Annotated in this window: 12 protein-coding genes; 7 read left to right on the forward strand and 5 right to left on the reverse strand. The window is 70.6% G+C overall.

Annotated elements, in window-relative coordinates; all coding sequences use genetic code 11:
* Positions 1-158: 158 nt before the first annotated feature.
* Positions 159-1,181 carry an alpha/beta hydrolase gene (locus tag SL103_RS05640; RefSeq protein WP_099055385.1) on the reverse strand — a complete coding sequence of 341 codons (1,023 nt, stop codon included), beginning with the start codon at positions 1,179-1,181 and terminating at the stop codon, positions 159-161.
* Between the two features lie 288 nt (positions 1,182-1,469).
* Here SL103_RS05640 and SL103_RS05645 point away from each other — a divergent pair, with 288 nt between their 5' ends.
* From SL103_RS05645 to SL103_RS05655, 3 genes are all read left to right on the forward strand, one after another.
* Positions 1,470-3,581: an FUSC family protein gene (locus SL103_RS05645; RefSeq protein ID WP_069567663.1), complete on the forward strand. Its 2,112-nt coding sequence runs from the start codon at positions 1,470-1,472 to the stop codon at positions 3,579-3,581.
* A 154-nt stretch (positions 3,582-3,735) separates the two neighbouring features.
* A complete protein-coding gene (locus SL103_RS05650; RefSeq protein ID WP_069567664.1) occupies positions 3,736-4,815 on the forward strand; it encodes a rod shape-determining protein in 1,080 nt (359 codons plus the stop codon).
* A gap of 194 nt (positions 4,816-5,009) precedes the next feature.
* Positions 5,010-6,023: an alpha/beta fold hydrolase gene (locus tag SL103_RS05655; RefSeq protein WP_069567665.1), complete on the forward strand. Its 1,014-nt coding sequence runs from the start codon at positions 5,010-5,012 to the stop codon at positions 6,021-6,023.
* 58 nt (positions 6,024-6,081) lie between these two features.
* On the opposite strand, the gene SL103_RS05660 is transcribed toward SL103_RS05655, so the two are convergent.
* From SL103_RS05660 to SL103_RS05675, 4 genes are all read right to left on the reverse strand, one after another.
* Positions 6,082-7,182 carry a hypothetical protein gene (locus SL103_RS05660; RefSeq protein ID WP_069567666.1) on the reverse strand — a complete coding sequence of 367 codons (1,101 nt, stop codon included), beginning with the start codon at positions 7,180-7,182 and terminating at the stop codon, positions 6,082-6,084.
* Positions 7,183-7,282: 100 nt separating this feature from the next.
* Complete coding sequence (gene tsaD, locus SL103_RS05665; RefSeq protein ID WP_099055386.1) at positions 7,283-8,362, reverse strand: tRNA (adenosine(37)-N6)-threonylcarbamoyltransferase complex transferase subunit TsaD; 1,080 nt, start codon at positions 8,360-8,362, stop codon at positions 7,283-7,285.
* Positions 8,363-8,501: 139 nt separating this feature from the next.
* Positions 8,502-8,984, reverse strand: coding sequence for a hypothetical protein (locus SL103_RS05670; RefSeq protein WP_164492757.1), 483 nt, complete (start codon positions 8,982-8,984; stop codon positions 8,502-8,504).
* A gap of 713 nt (positions 8,985-9,697) precedes the next feature.
* Positions 9,698-11,428 carry an alpha/beta hydrolase gene (locus SL103_RS05675; protein WP_347877832.1) on the reverse strand — a complete coding sequence of 577 codons (1,731 nt, stop codon included), beginning with the start codon at positions 11,426-11,428 and terminating at the stop codon, positions 9,698-9,700.
* A gap of 148 nt (positions 11,429-11,576) precedes the next feature.
* Here SL103_RS05675 and SL103_RS05680 point away from each other — a divergent pair, with 148 nt between their 5' ends.
* From SL103_RS05680 to SL103_RS05695, 4 genes are all read left to right on the forward strand, one after another.
* Positions 11,577-12,326 (forward strand): CPBP family intramembrane glutamic endopeptidase, encoded by a 750-nt coding sequence (locus tag SL103_RS05680; RefSeq protein ID WP_079145585.1) that lies wholly within the window; start codon positions 11,577-11,579, stop codon positions 12,324-12,326.
* A gap of 751 nt (positions 12,327-13,077) precedes the next feature.
* A complete protein-coding gene (locus tag SL103_RS05685; RefSeq protein ID WP_069567669.1) occupies positions 13,078-14,115 on the forward strand; it encodes a polyphosphate kinase 2 family protein in 1,038 nt (345 codons plus the stop codon).
* A gap of 46 nt (positions 14,116-14,161) precedes the next feature.
* Positions 14,162-16,882: a cation-translocating P-type ATPase gene (locus SL103_RS05690; RefSeq protein WP_069567670.1), complete on the forward strand. Its 2,721-nt coding sequence runs from the start codon at positions 14,162-14,164 to the stop codon at positions 16,880-16,882.
* 56 nt (positions 16,883-16,938) lie between these two features.
* Positions 16,939-18,681: a SulP family inorganic anion transporter gene (locus SL103_RS05695; protein ID WP_069567671.1), complete on the forward strand. Its 1,743-nt coding sequence runs from the start codon at positions 16,939-16,941 to the stop codon at positions 18,679-18,681.
* Positions 18,682-18,696 lie beyond the last annotated feature (15 nt).

Below are 18,696 nucleotides of genomic sequence, written 5' to 3' on the forward strand. Positions count from 1 at the left end.
GCGGCACGCTGACGGGCCGTCGGCGGGGCCGGGCCGGGGCCCGTCGGCGGGCCGCAACCCATCGGCCCGGCACTTCGCGTAGAACCGCCGCCGCTGTCAGGACGTCGACTGCGGGTCGTGAGCCGCCCGCCCGTGCGTCCCCGGGCCGGCCGCCGGGATCAGGCGGTCGGCCCCTGCATGTGGGCGCTGACCCAGCGCATCGTGCCCTCGCCCAGGCCCTTCACATAGGTCGCCGCGCTGTGCGTGCCGCCCGGCACGATCTGCAGCCGGGTGTGCACCGGCCCGTGCCCGTACTGCGCGATGAACTTCCGGACCTTCGGCAGCACGGTGTACTCCCGGGAGCCGTCCTGGAAGGCGACGTAGACCTCCGGGCCGCCGCGCGCGATCAGCCGGCGGGCGAGCACCTCGGGGTTGTTCTCGCGCTCCTCCTTGGCGTGGCCGTTCCACAGCGGGGAGTCGGGCACGATGTCCGGCCCGTTGGGGATCGCCATCTTGAAGGCGCGCGGGTTCTGCAGGACGTTCTTCAGCGCCGCGAAGCCGCCCGAGGAGGAGCCCATGATCGCCCAGGCGTCGCGGGTCCTGAGGGTGCGGAAGTTCTGCCGCACGAGGTCGGGCACGTCCTGGCTGAGCCAGGTGCCGATCTTCGGCTGGCCGGGTATGTCGCTTCCGTCGTAGTACTGCTTGTCGTTGGGGTTGAGCACCGGCATGACGAGGATGAACGGCAGGCTGGTGCCGTTCTTCGACCACTGGGCGAGGCTCTCCTCCAGCTTGAGGTCGGAGCCGATCCAGTAGTTGACGGGGTAGCCGTAGGAGCCGGGCAGCGCCTCCATCACCGGGAAGCCCTTGTTCGCGTTGCGCTTCTCGTAGTACTCCGGCGGGGCCCACACCCACACCTTCCCGGTGAAGCCGGACCTGGGCCCGTGCAGGGTGGTCACGCCGATCGGGGTGTTCCGGCCGGCCCCGCCGACCCGGCTCTCCTCGGTGAAGGTGATCGGCCGGGTGGGCCACTGCACCAGCGAGTGCTTGCCCGGTGGCGTGGTGTGCAGCGCGGCGCTGGTCCTGGCGCCGCCGGCGAAGCGCACGGGGGAGGGCGGGGTGGCATGCGTGCCGCAGCCGGCCGTGGCGGCGAGGACGGTGAGGGTGATCATCGCGATCACCGGACGGAACAGGGCTGTGCGCACGGGGCCTTCTCCTTGCCGAACCTGCCGGGAGCCGTCCCGGCCGGCCGGGAGAGCTCCCGGCCGTTCGGAAAGAGGGCGCCGGTGCGGGCGCGGGTTTCCCTTCCGGGGTGTCGGCTTGCTCGCACCCTCGCCCGGAATCTGCCCTTCCCCTTGATGACCTGCGGTGCTTTACGTACGCCGGAAGCCGGGTTTACCAGGATTTTCCCGGCGCACGGGGGAGTGGGCCGGGGGAGCGCACGGCGCGCCGGGCCTCCCGGCACCCGCGCCCGCGAACCGTATCCTGCGGCCATGGGCTGGTCGCGTGCGCTGAGGGAAGCGGCCCGCTCCGGGCTGACGATCGAGCGGGCCAAGCTCACCCCGCTGATCGCCGTCCGCGGCTCGGTCGGTGTCGCCGTCGTCATCGGCCTGTGCCTGTGGCGCGGCGACCCGGTCCTCGCGGTCTCGTCGGCCTTCGGCGCGTTCTCCTCCGGCATCGTCACCTTCCAGCGCAGTATGCGGCCGCGCCCGGTCCTCGCGCTCGCCGTGGCCGGCGCGCTGGCGGTCTCCACCTTCCTCGGCTACCTGGTGGCCGCGCACACCGCCGCGTTCGTGGTGCTGCTCGCCGGCTGGACGTTCCTGGCCGGGATGGCCTGGGCGATCGGCCCGGTCTCCGGACTGGCCGGCACCCAGACCGTGGCGATCATGCTGGTCACCGTCACCCTGCCGACGTCCGTCCTGGGCGCGTTGCAGCACGCCGCGCTGATCTTCTTCGGCGGTGTCGTCCAGGCCACCCTCATCGTCGTCTTCCCGGTCCGCCCCTGGGGCACCCAACGCGACGCGCTGGCCGACGCGCTGGCCGCGGAGGCCGACTACGCCCGGCGGCTGCGGCAGGACCCGGTCGCCCCGTTCGACCCCGCGCCCCTGATGGACGCCCGGCTCGCCTCCACCGTGACCGCCCGTCAGGCCAGGCGCCGCCCGGCCCAGCTGCACGGCCCGCGCGGGGTCGCCGAGCGGCTCCGCCCGGTCCTCGCCTCGCTCGCCGACCCGGTCGTCGGCGCGCCCCTGGAGGGCCCCGAACGAGACCGGGCCCGCGACCTGCTGGCCGCCGCGGCCACCGTCCTGGACGCCGTCGCGCACGCCGTACGGCACGCCAGGCCGGTACGGCTGCCGCCGGAGGCGATGGCCACCCTCGAAGTGCCCGCGACCGGCCCGATGCTGACGGGCGCCGCCCGCCGCTCCGCCTACCGGCTGATCTCCCTGCTCGTCGACGCCGTCGAACTCACCGACGAGCCGGTCCGGTCCACCCGCCCCACCACCGAGGCCGAGCGCGGCCATCTGCTGCGGCCCAGCGTCCCCCGGCTCGTACCGGTCGCGCTGCGGGCACTGCACCGCGAGGCCCGGTGGTCCTCGCACATCTTCCGGCACGCCCTGCGGGTGGCCGCGGTGGCCGCGGCCGGCTATCTGCTGGGCGCCGCGCTGCCGTTCGGCCACGGCTACTGGGCGCCGCTCGCCTCCGTCATGGTGATGCGCCCCGACTTCGCCCAGACGTACGCGCGCGGCGTGGCCCGCTTCAGCGGCACCCTCGTCGGGGTCACCGTCGGCGGCGCGCTGATGGCCGTGGTGCACCCCGGCGAGTACCTGAGCGCCGCGCTCGCCGTGGTCTGCGTCTGGCTGATGTACCTGCTGATGCGCACCGGCTTCTCGGTGACGTCGGCCTGTGTGGCCGCCTATGTCGTGTTCCTGCTCGGCATCGCGGGCGCGGGCTGGGAGCAGACCGTCGAGGAGCGCGTCGTGCTCACCCTCCTCGGCGGGCTGCTCGCGCTGCTGTCGTACGCGCTGTTCCCCGCCTGGGAGACGCCCCGCCTGCGCGACCGCCTCGCCGAGTGGCTGGCGGCCAACGGGCGCTACGCGATGGCCGTCTACGGGCGCCACGCCCGGCCCGCCGAGGGCCGCCCCCGGCAGGTCCGCGAGGCGCTGCTGGACGCCCGCGCCGCCCGGGCGGCCTGGGAGGAGAGCGAGGCCAGGGCGGAGAAGGAACCGGTGCGGCACCGTGGCCTGTCGGCCGGCTCGGCGAAGGCCGCCGGCGCCGCGCTCGCCACGATGGGCCGGGTCACGATGATCCTGGAGGCCCACCTCCCCGACAAGGACGCCGAACCGTCGCCCGGCGCCGCCGCGTTCGCCGCCGAGCTGGGCCCCTCGCTGGAGCGCGCCGAGCGGGCCGTGCGCGAGCGCGGGACGCTGGAGTGGAGCGCGCTGCGTACCGTGTGGGAGCGGTGGGACGCCGAGACCGGCAGCGAGGGCGTCGCGCCGCGCGCCGCCGACCTGCTGCTGGACGCCCTCGACGACCTCGCCGAGGCGCTGTCGAGGGGGCCGGCCGGAGGTGACGGGGCGGCTCCGGGAACCATCCGGGCTCCCCAGTAGTCTTATTGATTGCCCGCATTGAACCCCATTGCCGCTCAATGGGGTTGTCTGCGGGGCAAATGCCGGAATTCCGCAGCCCCGCTGCGCCGGATTCCGCGCGCCCGACCCCACCCCGTCCCCCCACCCCCGTCGCGAGAGAGCACACGAACTCCCCATGGCGTCCAGCACTTCGTCCGCCACCTACGACATAGGCATCGACCTCGGCACCGCCAACACCCTGGTGTACGCCCGCGGCAAGGGCGTGGTGCTGAACGAGCCGTCCGTCGTCGCCGTCAACGCCTCCGGCGAGGTCGTCGCCGTGGGCCTGGAGGCCAAACGGACCATCGGCCGCACCCCGTCCGGCATCACCGCGATGCGCCCCCTCAAGGAGGGGGTGATCGCCGACTTCGACGCAGCCGAGCAGATGCTGCGCGCCCTGATGAAGAAGGCCCTCCCCGGCCGCCGCTTCTCCAGGCCGCGGGTGGTCATCTGCGTGCCCTCCGGGATCACCGGCGTCGAACGGCGCGCGGTCGTCGACTCCGCCCGGGCCGCCGGAGCCCGCGAGGTGCACCTGATAGAGGAGCCGATGGCCGCCGCGATCGGCGCCGGCCTGCCGGTGGACGAGCCGGTCGGCTGCATGGTGGTGGACATCGGCGGCGGCACGACCGAGGTCGCCGTCGTCTCCATGGGCGGCCTGGTCACGGCGCGGTCCGTACGGGTCGCCGGCGACGCCCTCGACGCGGCCGTCACCTCGTACGTCAAGAAGAAGCACTCCCTGGACATCGGGGAGCGCACCGCGGAGGACATCAAGATCGCCCTCGGTTCCGCGGTCTGGACGCCGGTCGACGTCGACGAGGAGGGCGAGCCGGAACGCCGCACCACCTACACCGTCCGCGGCCGCGACCACGTCAACGGACTGCCCCGCCTCCAGGAGATCACCGAGGAGGAGATCCGCGAGGCCCTGGCCGAACCGGTCGAGGCGATCGTCCGCGCCGTCCACCACACCCTCGACGACTGCCCCCCTGAGCTGTCCGGCGACATCATCGAGCGCGGCATCGCACTGACCGGCGGCGGCGCCCTGCTGCGCGGCCTGGACCGGCGGCTGCGGCAGGAGATGGGCGTCCCCGTGCGGATCGCCGACGACCCCCTGGACTGCGTGGTCAACGGCACCGCCAAGTGCGTGGACGAATTCGCCACCCTGCACGGGCTGCTGACGGGCGCGAAGGAACAGCCGAGGCGGACGGTGCGGCTGTAGCGGCTGTGGCGGTGACGGCCGCACGGGCGGGCGGGGGCCGTCGCCGTCGCGGTGGCCGCCGCGGTCACGGGGCCCGTGCCCGGCGTGTTGCCGAACCGGCAAAAATCCTCGCCCGCCGGCCGGCCCTGCGCCCATGATCGTGACGGAGCGGCCGCGAAGGCCGGCGGCTCCCCGGATGTCCCCGAGGAGGACGTATGCCGCAGCCCGCCCGCACGACTCCCGTCGCCACCCCGCTGCCGGACGCCGCCCACCGCACGGTGGAGGTCCCCGGCGGCCGTATCCACCTGGTCGAACAGGGCACCGGCCCGCTCGTGCTGATGGTCCACGGCTTCCCCGAGTCCTGGTATTCCTGGCGCCACCAGATCCCCGCCCTCGCCGCGGCCGGCTACCGGGCGGTCGCCATCGACGTCCGCGGCTACGGGCGTTCCTCCGCGCCACGGGACGTCGCGGACTACCGGATGCTGGCCCATGTCGCCGACAACGTCGGTGTCCTGCGCGCCCTCGGCGAGGAGAGCGCGGTCATCGTGGGGCACGACTGGGGCGCGCCGATCGCCGCCAACACGGCGCTGCTGCGGCCCGACCTCTTCACCGCCGTGGCGCTGCTCAGCGTCCCCTACACGCCCCGTGGCGACGTCCGGCCCACCGACGCCTTCGCCCGGCTCGGCGGCGGCGAGGAGTTCTACGTCAGCTACTTCCAGGAGCCGGGCCGGGCCGAGGCGGAGATCGAGCCCGATGTGCGGGGCTGGCTCGCGGGCTTCTACGCCGGCCTCTCGGGCGACGCGGCGTCCTCGTCCGGCGAGGGCGGCTTCCCGCTCTCCACGGTCCCGCCGGGCGGCCGGCTCTCCGACCGCTTCCCCGACGCCGCGCCCGCCGGTTGGCTCACCGAGGCCGATCTCGACTTCTACGCGGGCGAATTCGAGCGGACCGGTCTGACCGGCGGACTCAACCGCTACCGCAACGTCGACCGGGACTGGGCCGACCTCGCCGCCTGGCACGGCGCCCCGCTCACCCGCCCCGCCCTCTTCATCGGCGGCGAGCACGACGCCCCCACCACCTGGATGGCCGACGCCATCAAGGCGTTCCCCGTCACCCTCCCCGCCCTGTCCGGCGCCCACCTCCTCGACGGCTGCGGCCACTGGGTTCAGCAGGAACGCCCCACCGAGGTCAACGCGCTGCTGCTCGACTGGCTGCAGTCGCTGCCGGCGTAGCGCGCGACGCCGGCGTCAGCACCGCTTCCCCCCGGCCGCCCCCGGCCCCCCCGGCTCCTCAGTGAGCGACGACCTTGGGCCCCGGGGAGGCCGGGGGAGGCGCGGCAGCCGCCGCGTTCGGCGCTCCCACCGCATTGAGCACGGACTGCGCCTGACTGTCGACGAGCCGGGTGAAGAGCTGCTGGGCGTAACCGAAGACGATGGCCCAGGCGATGATCTGGGCCGACGAATCCAGCGCGGCAAGCCCCGGTACGAATCCCCCGCGCATCAACAACAACCCGAGTACGGCCGTGAGCGCCCCGGTCGGAAGCTTGAGCAACGCCAGCACGACAGGCACGTTGTAAGGCGTCGCGGTTCCCCTGATCCGCCGCAGCGCGGTGGCGGCGGCGATGCCGGCGGACACCAGCCCCACGATTTCCACCAGGGTGTAATCCACCGGGGTGGTGGCCGCCGCGACGTTCTGGTCCAGGCGGCTGAAACGGGGCTGCGGTTCCGATTTCACCGGACAGACCACCGCGTAACCCGAGCTGCCCACACCGCTGCCCGGAGTGAAACACAGCGGCAGGGTGTCGTCACTCACTCCGGCGAGAACGGCGAGCAACACGGCGCCCACCGCCAGGAATCCCGTCACCCACGCGACGATGTTGACGAAGCTGCGGACCCGGAGCGTGTCGCGGATGCTCGCCTGGCGGGCGACCCCCACGGCGTCCAGGATCAGCTCCATGTCCTCCTCGGTGAGGGTGCCTTTCTGCGCGATCGAGCGGTCGATCCGCTCCACGCCGATCCGCCGCGGGTCGGCGGACGGCAGGTACGCCTGCACGACGGCCAGCACACCCGGCATCATCGAGACCATCTCGCCGGGTCCCGACAGCCGCAGCAGCAGATTGTGCGCGGTGTCCAGATGAATCTGCCCGACCGCCAGATGCGAGGCGTTCTTGTACCGGGCGTGCTCGTGGTGGTTGATCGCCCCTTCGGCCTTCTCCAGCTCCTCCAGCGCTTCCCGCGCCAGATTCTGCACCCGGTCGTCCTCCGCGTGCGTGCTGATCCGGTCCAGCAGCAGAGCCCGCAGTTCGCGGGCGCGCGAGCGAACTCCCTCCCGCAGTTCCCACGGCCCGCGCTCGGCCTGCTTGGAGCGGTACCGCGCCACAAAACCCGTCATGGGGTCACTATCGACGCCGCGCGGCCGGCGACCCGGAGCAAAACGTGGTCGGTGCGCTGATTGGAGCAGCGGCACCCCGTTCAGCGGAGGGCAGGCGCAGTCACAGCCCCTCGGGGACGGTGACCGGGACACGGCCGGCGCCCCGCCCGACCGGATGCAGCGCCGCGTACTCCAGAGGTGCCGACGGATCGATCGACACGTCCAGCGGGGCGGGCTCGGCGCCCGCCCGCACCAGGAGGTCCCCGATGGCGGCGATCATCGCGCCGTTGTCCGTGCACAGCCCCAGCGGCGGCACCCGCAGCGTGAGTCCCGCCGCCGCGCACCGCTCCTCCGCCAGCGCCCGGACCCGGGAGTTGGCGGCGACCCCGCCCACCACCACGAGCGTGCCGACACCGTGGGCGGTGCAGGCGGCCACCGCCTTGCGGGTCAGCACGTCGGCGATCGCCTCCTGCAGCGACGCGGCCCCGTCCGCGACCGGCAGCACCTGCCCCCGATGCCGCTCCGCCCACCGCGCGGCAGCCGTCTTCAGCCCCGAGAACGAGAACCCGTACGGGTCGTCGCGCGGCCCGCTGAGCGGCCGGGGAAAGAGGACAGCGCGCGGATCCCCCACGCGCGCTGCCCGGTCGATGGCCGGACCGCCGGGGTACGGCAGCCCGAAGACCCGGGCGACCTTGTCGAAGCACTCCCCGGCGGCGTCGTCCAACGTGTCGCCGAGGTGCACGATCCGGTCGCGGGCCAGATCCCGCACGAGGAGCAGCGAGGTGTGTCCCCCGGAGACGATCAGCACCACACAGGGGTCGGGCAGCGCACCGTGCTCCAGGGTGTCGGCCGCGACATGACCGGCCAGATGATGGACCCCGTACAACGGCACGCCCAGCGCATACGCCAGCCCCTTCGCCCCGGCCAGCCCGACCTGCAGCGCACCCGACAGCCCCGGCCCGGTGGTCACCGCGACCGCCCCGACGTCGGCCATCCGCAACCCGGCCTCGTCCAACGCCCGCCGTACGACCGGCTGGAACGCATGGACATGAGCCCGGGCCGCGACCTCCGGCACCACTCCACCGAACCGCGCGTGCTCATCCATGCTCGACGCCACCGCCTGCCCCAACAGCCGGCCGCCCCGCACCACTCCCGCCCCCGTCTCATCACAGGACGACTCGATCCCCAACACCACAGGCATCCCACCCACGCCGCCCCGCTCCCTTCCACCCCGCGCCCTCAGCTGCCCTCCCACAGTAACTGCAAAAGGCTCGCAACAAGCCCCGGGGCCGTGCCGTGCCCTCCTCAGGCAAGCGACCCTCTCGCCCGCCCATCAAAGTTCACTGAATTCCACGGCTCGCGAGGCGGCTCAGCATGAGAGAGAGGGCATTGGTCGCATCGTCGCGGTTCTGCTGCTGCGTCCCGGGTCCGCGGCTGATATCGGAGTGCAGTACGTACTGCCCTTTGCTGCCCGTGAGGGAAACGTAATAGGTGTCCGTGCTCCGGCCGTTCGCATCGGTGCCCAAATGGCCTTCCTCGGCCACCACGGCATCGAAGCCCTTCAGCGCGGGAAGCGAGACCTCGTGCACGTTGTCCCACTGCCGCTTGCCGTCGGCCTCGCTCTGGGACGGGCATCGCCGCAGGGCGTCGCGTTGCCGGGAAATGCTGCGCTTGGCGAAGTCCGCCCCCTCGTAGACAGTGAGCGACGAGGCGGCAAACGCCGTGTTATCGGGGTTCTTGGAGTCGCGCCATTCATTGGCGAGGGCGTCGGTCAGCGACTCCGCCACGAGTTTGCAGTTCTGGTCGGGAATGCTTGTCGTCATGTCGTCCCCCTCATAGGGGGAATCCCGGACGTATGTGCTCCCCCAGTCCGCGGGCGTCAGCGTCACGTGGGTGGCCAGATCGTGAGCCGCCGCGGACGAACCGACGCTCGGAACGGTGGCGGGGGCGCTGGGAGCCGTGCTGACGCTCGAACTCCCTCCCTCGCCTCCGCCGCCACCGAACCCGAAGGCAATTACCACCACGATCACCACGAGGGCGACGCCCGCACCGACGAGCGCAGGCGGGGTGCGCCACCAGGGACGCCGAGGCGCCGGCGGATCGGGCTGCGGAGTCCCGGGGAGGGGGCCCGTCGGGGGGCCGGGGGGCGGGCCGGTCGGCGGTCGTGAGCTCACATGCCTCCTGTACCACCCGCGGCCCGGCCGCCTCGCCGCCGAGTCGAGTTTCACCTGACTGACGGGCCTGTTCGGCCCGGCCCCGCCCCCTGCGCACCGGGGGCGGACGAGGCCGTTCCGCCGTGTGGCCACATGCACCCTGACCAGCAAAAAGACCCTCCCGAAGGAAGGGTCTTGGAGAGCGCCCCCGGCAGGACTCGAACCTGCGGCCAAGTGCTTGGAAGGTATTTGGCGTGAGCGAGGCAAATGCGCCTCTGAGCTGCACAAATGGGAGAATCGTGCTGGTTGTCGGTGCGATTTTCGAAGGTTTTCGGGAAGCTCCCCGTTGCATTGACGTGCCGGCAGCTCAGAGGCTGCTGCGCTCACCCTCCGGACGCAATAATTTCCCTGAGATGGTCCAGTGTCTGCGAGGTGATCCCGGCAGGGCGCATGACGGCATTCCATCCGTCGACGTATTCAGCTGTGTATTTATGGCCATGACCGGCTGGAACTTCGGTGGAAAAGGGAAGGTCGGCGGTGATCTGCCAGAAAGTCGCAAAGGGAATCCAGAACATGCTCTTCAGTACGTCCTTGCCCGGATGCTGGCTGATCCATTCCGGCTCATTGAGGATCAGGCGTGGGCTCCACCAGACGATCGGATCGGAGGGGTGCATCAGGTAGAGGGCGCGACTGCCTTCCCAGGGGCGGTCCTCCGGCGGAATTTCCGATCCCGGGTTGTTGGTGAACCGCACGGTCCGTCCGCCCTTATAGATGGGCTGGATCTCGGGGCTTCCTTTTTCGCGGTGGTCACTGAATTCCCGGAAGAGTGTATTGAAATTCGGTGGGCCGACGAACAGGGTGCCCGCAGTGCGGTTGCGCAGGTCGTATTCTCCGCTGAAGGCGGCCTCGCCACCGAACGACCCCAGGCTTTCTCCGGCGACGAACAGTCTCGGGCGTTTGTTCGGAGGGAGTTTCGACCAGTCCTCGTAGACTGCGTCGAAGAGCGCTCGGCCCGCTTCTTTGGCCTTCGACTGGTCGACGAGGTAGGAAAGCCAGGACGGCAGGTAGGAGTACTGGATCGCCACGGTCGCCGAGTCCCCACCGCTGAGGTACTCGAACGTGTCCACGGACGACGGGTCGACCCAGCCGCTGCCGGTCGTCGTCACCACCAGCAGGTTCTTGCGCTGGAAGCCGCCCTCGCGCTGGAGGTCGTTGACGGCCAGAGCGGCCCGGGACTCCGCGTTGTCGGCAGACGCCAGCCCGGCATACGCACGGATCGGCTCCTCTGCCGGGTGGTGGACGAACTTTGCGATATCCGCCGTCGAAGGTCCGGTTCCGGTGAAACTACGCCCCTGCCAACCGAGTGAATCCCACGGCACGATGGAGCCCTGTCCACCTGACCGGGCGCTGGTCGTGGGCTGGTGGACCCCCTCTGGGGTCTTCGTGTCGCGAAGTGAAAACGCTGCGTTTGCCAGGCCGACGAAACCGTCGAGGAGCAGACCTGTGACGACCGCATAGGCAACCCCCGCAACCAGAATCCACCCGACACCTTTCGCGGCACGCGGTCCGATCCAACGTCTGAGAAGTCTCGCTGCCCAGCGGTACACGCGACGAAGGGCGCGTCCTGTGAGAAGAAGGGCACCGAATGTCAGCGCCGCAATGAAGGGCGAGGCAATGGCGAGCGGGATGTTGTAGTCCGTGACGCCCATCAGCTTGCGGATCTCGTACTGCCAGTACTGCCCGAATCCGATGGCGACGGCGAGCAGGACAACCGCAGCAATGAGAAAAACGCGCCAAGCCCAGCGTCGCGGAGCACGAGGGCCACGGTCGGCAAAAGCACGCCACACGAACGCGATCAGCACTCCCAGCCCGTAGCCGATGGCCGCGGTGATGCCGGAGATCACGCCTTGGATGAGACCGCCGCGCGGAAGCAGTGACGGCGTGAAGGAAAGGCATGCCAGAACGAGCGCACCCCAACAGCCCGGGAGAGTAACGTGACGCAGCTTCCGGTGGGCGGGGCCACCGTCACCCCGGCTCTCAGCACGCGGGGATTCGCCCGGCGAGCCTTCCGGCGGCCCCAGTGTGGCCCGTGGCATAGCAACCTCCTGCTCCATGGTCGCCTCGCGGGTACTCAGGCGCCAACGCTGCCCCTCGGCCGCGGACGGACCATGGCACCGGCGGGCCGAGTGGTCCGCCTTGGGGCGACGTCGGAGGATGGGGCAGCAGGGGGAGTGCGGCCGCAACACGGCCGAGGAGGACAGCATGGCCGGAAGGCAGTGGAGCCGCGGCGGACGTTTCCTGCTGCGACTCCGCCGCCCCGCGGTACCCGCCGTCGCCCTGGCCTGCGTCCTGGCCGTGCTGGGCCTGACCAATCTGGCCTACAGCGGCTACCTGCCCTCTCTCGGGCTGGTCAACGCCTTCGTCGCGATTCTGCTGCTCTCCGGCATCGTGTGGTGGGCGGGCGGAACCCGGGACGATGTCGGTCTGGGCGCGGGTACGCTCCGGCGCGGCGCGGTCTGGGCGCTGGCCCTGATCGGCGTCGTGGGTTCGGTCTACCTGGTCGGGGCGCTCCTGCCGTTGACCCGTGAGCTCTTCTCCAACCAGCGCACCGCGCGTGTCGGTGGCGGCGAACTGGTCCTGCTGATGTGCGTCCAGGTGCCGCTGGGGACGGTGCTGCTGGAGGAGTACGGGTTTCGTGGTGTGCTGTACGGGCTGGTACGGCGCTATGCCGGTACGGTGGCCGCCACCGCAGTCTCCTCTCTTCTGTTCGGCCTGTGGCACGTCCTTGGCACCCTTCATCCGGCTGTGCGCCATCCCGCCCTCACCACGGACATCGCTCACCCGCATGCCGTCCCACTCGTCATCGGCACCCTGCTGTTCACCACAGCAGCCGGCGTCCTCTTCTGCGAGTTGCGCCGCCGCAGCAACAGCCTGCTGGCACCCATGGGACTGCACTGGGCGACCAACGCTCTGGGTTACCTGACGGCGTTCGCGCTGTCGCACGCGCACTAGCCAGAGGCGACCAGTACGCAATCGTGCTCGCCGCCCGGTCCGGCAGCGGTGCCACCCCCTTCGCCCTCGGTGACCGCTCGTCGCCACCATCGGCGGTGAGCCCGTTGCCCGGCCGGCTCAGTTTGCTCAGGGGCAGCCGGCGGCCTCACGCAGCCGCGATGACCACCCCGGCGATCATCAGGCTGATCTGCCCCGTCGCCGCTGTGTGTCTCCCTCGCGGCCCGAATTCGCGTGTCGTTCCTGCGGCGCCGCAGGGACCTGCCTGAGGCGCTTCGTCTATGAGGCGGTCTCGGCCGGGGGGCCGGAGAATGAGAGTGGTGGCCCCCAGTCGGCCCGTGACGGTCTCGGCGTGGTCGGGTCCGGGAGCCATCGGCCATGCAGTCTCTGACCGTTGAGATCTGGGTCTTGGGAGCGCGGGCGGTTTGACGATGAGGATGGATGAGCCGGTGTCCATGGCCGGCGACTACACCTCGCCACAGGGAGCGAGTCGTGGTCCTGGTCATGCTCGACGCCGTCGGCCGTGAAGATGTCTTCCCCGCACCGGCAGTCAGAGGTGACTCGGCCGTCCGTCTCACTGCCGACGACGCGAGGGACAGCGGAGAAGTCGGCCGGGAGCATGACGTGGTCTCCCCTGCGCAACCGATGCGGGCCCCGGAGGCTCCGGCCGTCATGCCCGCGGGACGTGGCCCCGACCGTGGTGAGCGCACCTGACCGCGTGGCACTCGGCGTGAAGGGAGAGAGGCGGGTTGTCATGGCTGACGGCAGGGCGGAACGCATCGCGAAGCTCATCGAGCCACTGCGGGTGAAGCCGGGATCACACGTGAACCTGGCCAAGGACTTCGATCCCCGCTACAAGGCCGGCCTGAAGAAGAAGCGTGGTGTGGACCTGCTGCACACGGGTGTGCTGCTGCTCGCCGAGTACCAGGAGCGGCTGGCCGCCCAGGACACATACGGAGTACTGCTCTGTTTGCAGGCGCTCGACGCCGGAGGCAAGGACGGGACGATTCGGCATGTCATGAGCGGAGTGAACCCGCAAGGCGTCAGGGTGAGCAGCTTCAAGCAGCCCTCCGCCGAAGAGCTCGACCACGACTACCTGTGGCGTTACGCCGCCAGGCTGCCCAGACGCGGCGAGATCGCGATCTTCAACCGCTCGCACTACGAGGAGGTCCTCGTGGTGCGGGTGCATCCGGAGCTCCTCGACCGGCAGCGGCTGCCGGAGCACGTGCGGGGGGCGGATGTCTGGGGCCGTCGCTACCGGGACATCAACAATTGGGAGCGCTACCTGACCGACAACGGGTTCAAGGTGGTGAAGGTCTTCCTGAACCTTTCCAGGGAAGAGCAGCGCGCCCGGTTCATGAAGCGGCTCGACCTGCCGGAGAAGAACTGGAAGTTCTCCGCCGCCGATGTCCGGGAGCGCCGCCGGTGGGACGACTACCAGCGCGCGTTCTCCGAGATGCTCTCGGCGACCAGTACGAAGTGGGCGCCCTGGTACGTCGTACCGGCGGACCGGAAGTGGTTCGCGCGCATCTGCACGGCAGCGGTGCTGGCGCACACGCTGATGGACATCGATCCCCACTACCCGGTGGTCGGCAAAGAGGCGCGCAAGGACCTCCAGGCTGCCAGGCAGGAGCTGGAGGCCGAGGCGCCTGAGGGCGCGCCGGCCGATCCGTACGCGGCCGGGCATCCGATTCCCGGAGTCGGCGGCGAACAGCGCCGGACCGGGCGTACAGCGAAGCGGAAGCAGTCGCCGGCCGCGGCGCGGCGGACCAAGAACGGCAAGCGGGCCTGAGGGACCGGCAGGAGGTGGCGGACCAGGTCCGGATCGGAGTACTGAGATGGAGATGCAGTCGAAACGGCCGGCCCGGCGGCCCGCCGATCCGGTGTCTTGGTACACGCGTTCTCCGCAGGACGTCGCGTCGGAACTCGGTGTCGAACCGGCGTCCGGACTCTCGGCGGCCCGGGTCGCGGAGCTGCTGGCCGTGAACGGACCGAACGCGCTGCCGGAGGAGAAGCCAAGTCCGGCGTGGCGACGATTCATCGAGCAGTACCGCAGCTATATGCAGATCGTCCTCGTGGCAGCAGCGGTGGTCTCCCTGCTGATCGCACAGTGGAGCACAGCGATCCTGCTGATCGCGCTGACGCTGCTGAACGCGATCGTGGGCCTGCGCCAGGAGGGCAAGGCCGAGAGCGCGATGAACGCGCTGAAGTCCCTGCTGACGACGACGGCCCGAGTGAGGCGTGACGGAACCGAGTCGGAGATCCCGGCGGAGCAGCTGGTCGTGGGCGATGTCGTGCTCATCTCCGCCGGTGACCAAATTCCGGCGGACGGGCGGATCATCGAGGCGCACGCGCTCCAGATCGACGAGTCGGCCCTCACCGGCGAGAGCGTCCCGGCCGCGAAGGACGCCGGCACGCTGCCGGGCAGCCGGCCGGCCCCGGGGGACCAGTCGAACATGGCGTTCATGCACACCCCGGTCACGCACGGCAGTGGTGTCGTCCTCATCACCGCGACCGGCGAGGACACGGAGCTCGGCAAGATCTCGGAGATGCTGTCGGCGACCGAGAAGGAGGAGCCGCCGCTCACCAAAGAGCTCAACAGGCTGACGCTGTGGATCACGGCCGCCGCGGGCCTGACCATGATCGTGATGTTCGCTCTCGGCCGCAGCCGCGACCAGGCATGGGACGCCCTGTTCGTCAGCGCGGTCTCGCTGGCCGTCGCCGCCATTCCCGAGGCGCTGCCGACGGTGACCCAGGCGATCCTCTCCGTCGGCAGTCTCAGCCTGGCGAAGCGCAACGCGATCGTGAAGGAGCTGCCGTCGGTCGAGACCCTGGCGTTCACGTCGGCGATCAACTCGGACAAGACCGGCACCCTGACCATGAACCAGATGACCGTGGTCGAGGTCGTGACCCCCACCGACCGGTACACCGTCTCCGGCACGGGCTACGGCCTCGAAGGGAAGGTCCATCACGCTGCGGGCTCCTCCCCAGGCATCGAGGACGCGATCCTCCCGTATCTCGTCGCCAATGACGCCAAGCTGGTGGACGGGGAGGTCGTGGGCGATCCCACCGACGGCGCGTTCCTGGTACTGGCCCACAAGGCGGGGCTGGACGTCGAGGCCACGCGTGAGCGGCTGTCCCGCATCGCCACGCTGCCGTTCGACCCCGACTACAAACTGATGGCCACCTTCAACTCCGCCGTCGATGCCTCCGGCCGGCCTGTGGTGCGCTGCTTCGTCAAGGGCGCGGCCCCGGCGGTGACGTCCCGCGCAGCCACCGCGCTCTCGGCCGGCGCGACCATCCCGTGGGACGCCGAGCTGAGCCGGCGCGCCCAGGAGCAGGCCGAGCGCATGGGCGGCGAGGGCCACCGGGTGATGGCAGCGGCCGACCGGGATCTGGACCCGGCCGCCTTCGATCCCGACGCCGACCTGCTCGCCTACGTCACCGATCTGCGAATGACCAGCCTGGTCGGCATCGTCGATCCCCCGCGCGATGAATCGCGGGCCGCCGTGGCGAGCGCCCAGGACGCCCATATCCGGGTCCGCATGGTGACCGGGGACGACGTCACCACCGGTGCCGCCATCGCGCGCCAACTGGGCATCCCTGGTGATTCGTTGCTCGGTGCCGAATTCGCCGCGCTCCCGGAGTACGAGCAACTCGCCCGCATCGACGACATCGGTGTGGTGGGGCGGGTCGCGCCGGAGCACAAGGTGCTGCTCGCCGCCACGCTCAAGAAGAAGGGTGACGTCGTGGCGATGACCGGCGACGGCGTCAACGACGCGCCCGCCATCAAGTCCGCCGACATCGGTATCGCCATGGGCAGCGGCACGGACGTGGCGAAGAACGCGGGGCGGATGATCCTGTCCGACGACAACTTCGCCACCATCGTCTACGCCGTGGAGCAGGGCCGAAAGCTCTACGACAACCTGACCAAGTACATCCGGTTCGTGCTCCTGCTGCTGGTCACCTTCGTGCTGACCTTCCTCGGAGCCACCCTTTTCAACATCGCGGCCGGTGAACCCTTCACCCCGCCGCAGGTGTTGTGGATCCACTTCGTGGTCAACGCCTCATTCGGCTTCGCGCTCGGCTTCGACAAGGAGAGCCCGGGCCTCATGCGGCGCAGCCCGCGTCCACGGGGCGAATCGGTGCTGACCCGGCCCGTGCTGGCGACGGTCGGGCTCGGCGGACTGGCGATCACCGTCATTCTGCTCGGGCTGATCAAGCTGGGTGAGTCCCAGTTCGGCAGCATCCGCATCGGCAGTTCGATGGCGTTCACCGCCTTTGCGCTCTGCCTGGTCGTGGCCGCGTTCGAATGCCGCAGCGAGACGGACTCGGTACTGAAAGCGAGCACGTTCGACAGCAAGCAGATGAACTGGGTGGCGCTGGCCCAGTTCGTGCTCGCGGTGCTGGTGACCCAATTGGACGGGTTTCGCCGTATTCTCGGCACCACCGAGATCAACTTGCGGCAGTTCGGCTGGGCGCTGCTGTCCGCCGTGGTGCTTCTGCTCCTGTGGGAACTGGGCAAGCTCCTGGCCCGTCGGGCGAAGCGCCGCGGATGAGTGGGGCGCTTCCTCGTCCGTGACCATGCCGGCGCGGACCTACCCGAAGGGCACCCATGGCGAAGCACCCCGGCACCCCCGGCGGAGAGTGGCGTCGTGTCGTGCCGGGGGTTCCGGGCCTCGCGGTGTTCAGGGCGTACCGGCGGAACTGGCTGCGCGGGGACCTCCTGGCGGGGGTCACCGTCGCCGCGTACCTCGTGCCCCAGGTCATGGCGTACGCCAGCGTCGCGGGCCTGCCCCCGGTCGTGGGTCTGTGGGCCATCCTGCCCGCGCTCGTGCTGTACGCCTTCCTGGGCTCGTCCCGGCTGCTGTCGGTGGGGCCGGAGTCGACGACGGCGCTGATGACCGCGACCGTCGTGGGGCCGCTCGCCGGGGGCGATCCCGCGCGGTACGCGATCCTGGCCTCCGCGCTCGCCGTCGCGGTCGGTCTGATGTGCCTTGTGGCATGGGCGGCGAGGCTGGGATTCGTGGCCGATCTCCTCTCCCGGCCCGTGCTGATCGGGTATCTGGCCGGCGTGGCCATGATCATGATGGTGGATCAGCTCACCAAGCTCACCGGTGTCCCCACGGAAGGTTCGGGATTCTTCCCGAAGCTGGTCTCCTTCGCGCAGAACCTGACCCAGGTCCATCCCGTCACGGTGATCTTCAGTGCCGGAACGCTGATCTTCCTGTACCTGGTCACGCGACTTCATTGGGGCATTCCCGGCCCACTGCTGGCCGTCGTGCTCGGTACGGCGGTGGTGGCGGCGTTCGCTCTGCAGGACCGCGGTCTCGCGGTGATCGGGGAGATCCCGGCCGGGCTGCCCCGCCCCGACCTTCCCGATCTCGGCAGCCTGCCCCAGTTGCTGCTGCCCGCCGTCGGTGTCCTGCTCGTGGGCTACACCGACTTCATCCTCACCGCCCGCGCCTTCGCCTCCGACGACGGTGGGCCGCGCTTGGACGCAAACCAGGAGTTGTTCGCCCTGGGCGCCGTGAACCTCGGTGCGGGCACGCTGCAGGGTTTCCCCGTGAGCAGCAGCGCCAGCCGTACCGCACTCGCCCAGTCCGCGGGCGCGCACACCCAGGCGTACGGGCTCGCCGCCGGGGCTGCCGTGCTGGCCGTGCTCCTCTTCCTGAGTCCGCTGCTCACCAACACACCCATGGCCGTGCTGGGTGCGCTGGTCGTCTACGCCGCGATCCGGATGATCGACCTGGCCGGCTTCCGGCGGCTGGCGTCCTTCCGGCGCCGGGAACTTCTGCTGGCCCTCGGCTGCCTCGCCGGAGTCCTCGTCCTGGACATCCTGTACGGGGTGCTCGTGGCCGTGGGCCTGTCGGTCGCCGAGCTCCTGAGCAGGGTGGCGCGGCCGCACGATGCCGTCCAGGGGGTGGTGCCCGGTGTGCCGGGCATGCACGACGTCGACGACTACCCGCAGGCCCGGGTGGTCCCCGGGCTGCTGGTCTACCGCTACGACTCCCCGCTGTTCTTCGCCAACGCGGAGGACTTCAGGCGCAGGGCGCTGGACGCGGTGGCCACCCAGGAGGTCCCGGTCAGGTGGTTCGTCCTCAACGCCGAGGCGAACGTGGAGGTGGACATCACCGCACTGGACTCGCTGGACCAACTACGGCGGGAACTGACCGGGCGCGGTATCGAGTTCGCCATGGCCCGCGTCAAACAGGACTTGCGGGAGGAGCTGGACGCCTACGGACTCGGCGCATCCGTCGGCGAGGACCGGATCTTTCCCACGCTGCCCACCGCGGTGGCCGCGTACCGCTCCTGGTGCCGGGACCGCGACAGCGAGGACGGCCAAGGTCGCTTCTGATGGCTCTTGGGCGGT

The organism is Streptomyces lydicus, from assembly GCF_001729485.1.
GTDB classification, from domain to species: Bacteria; Actinomycetota; Actinomycetes; order Streptomycetales; family Streptomycetaceae; genus Streptomyces; species Streptomyces lydicus_D.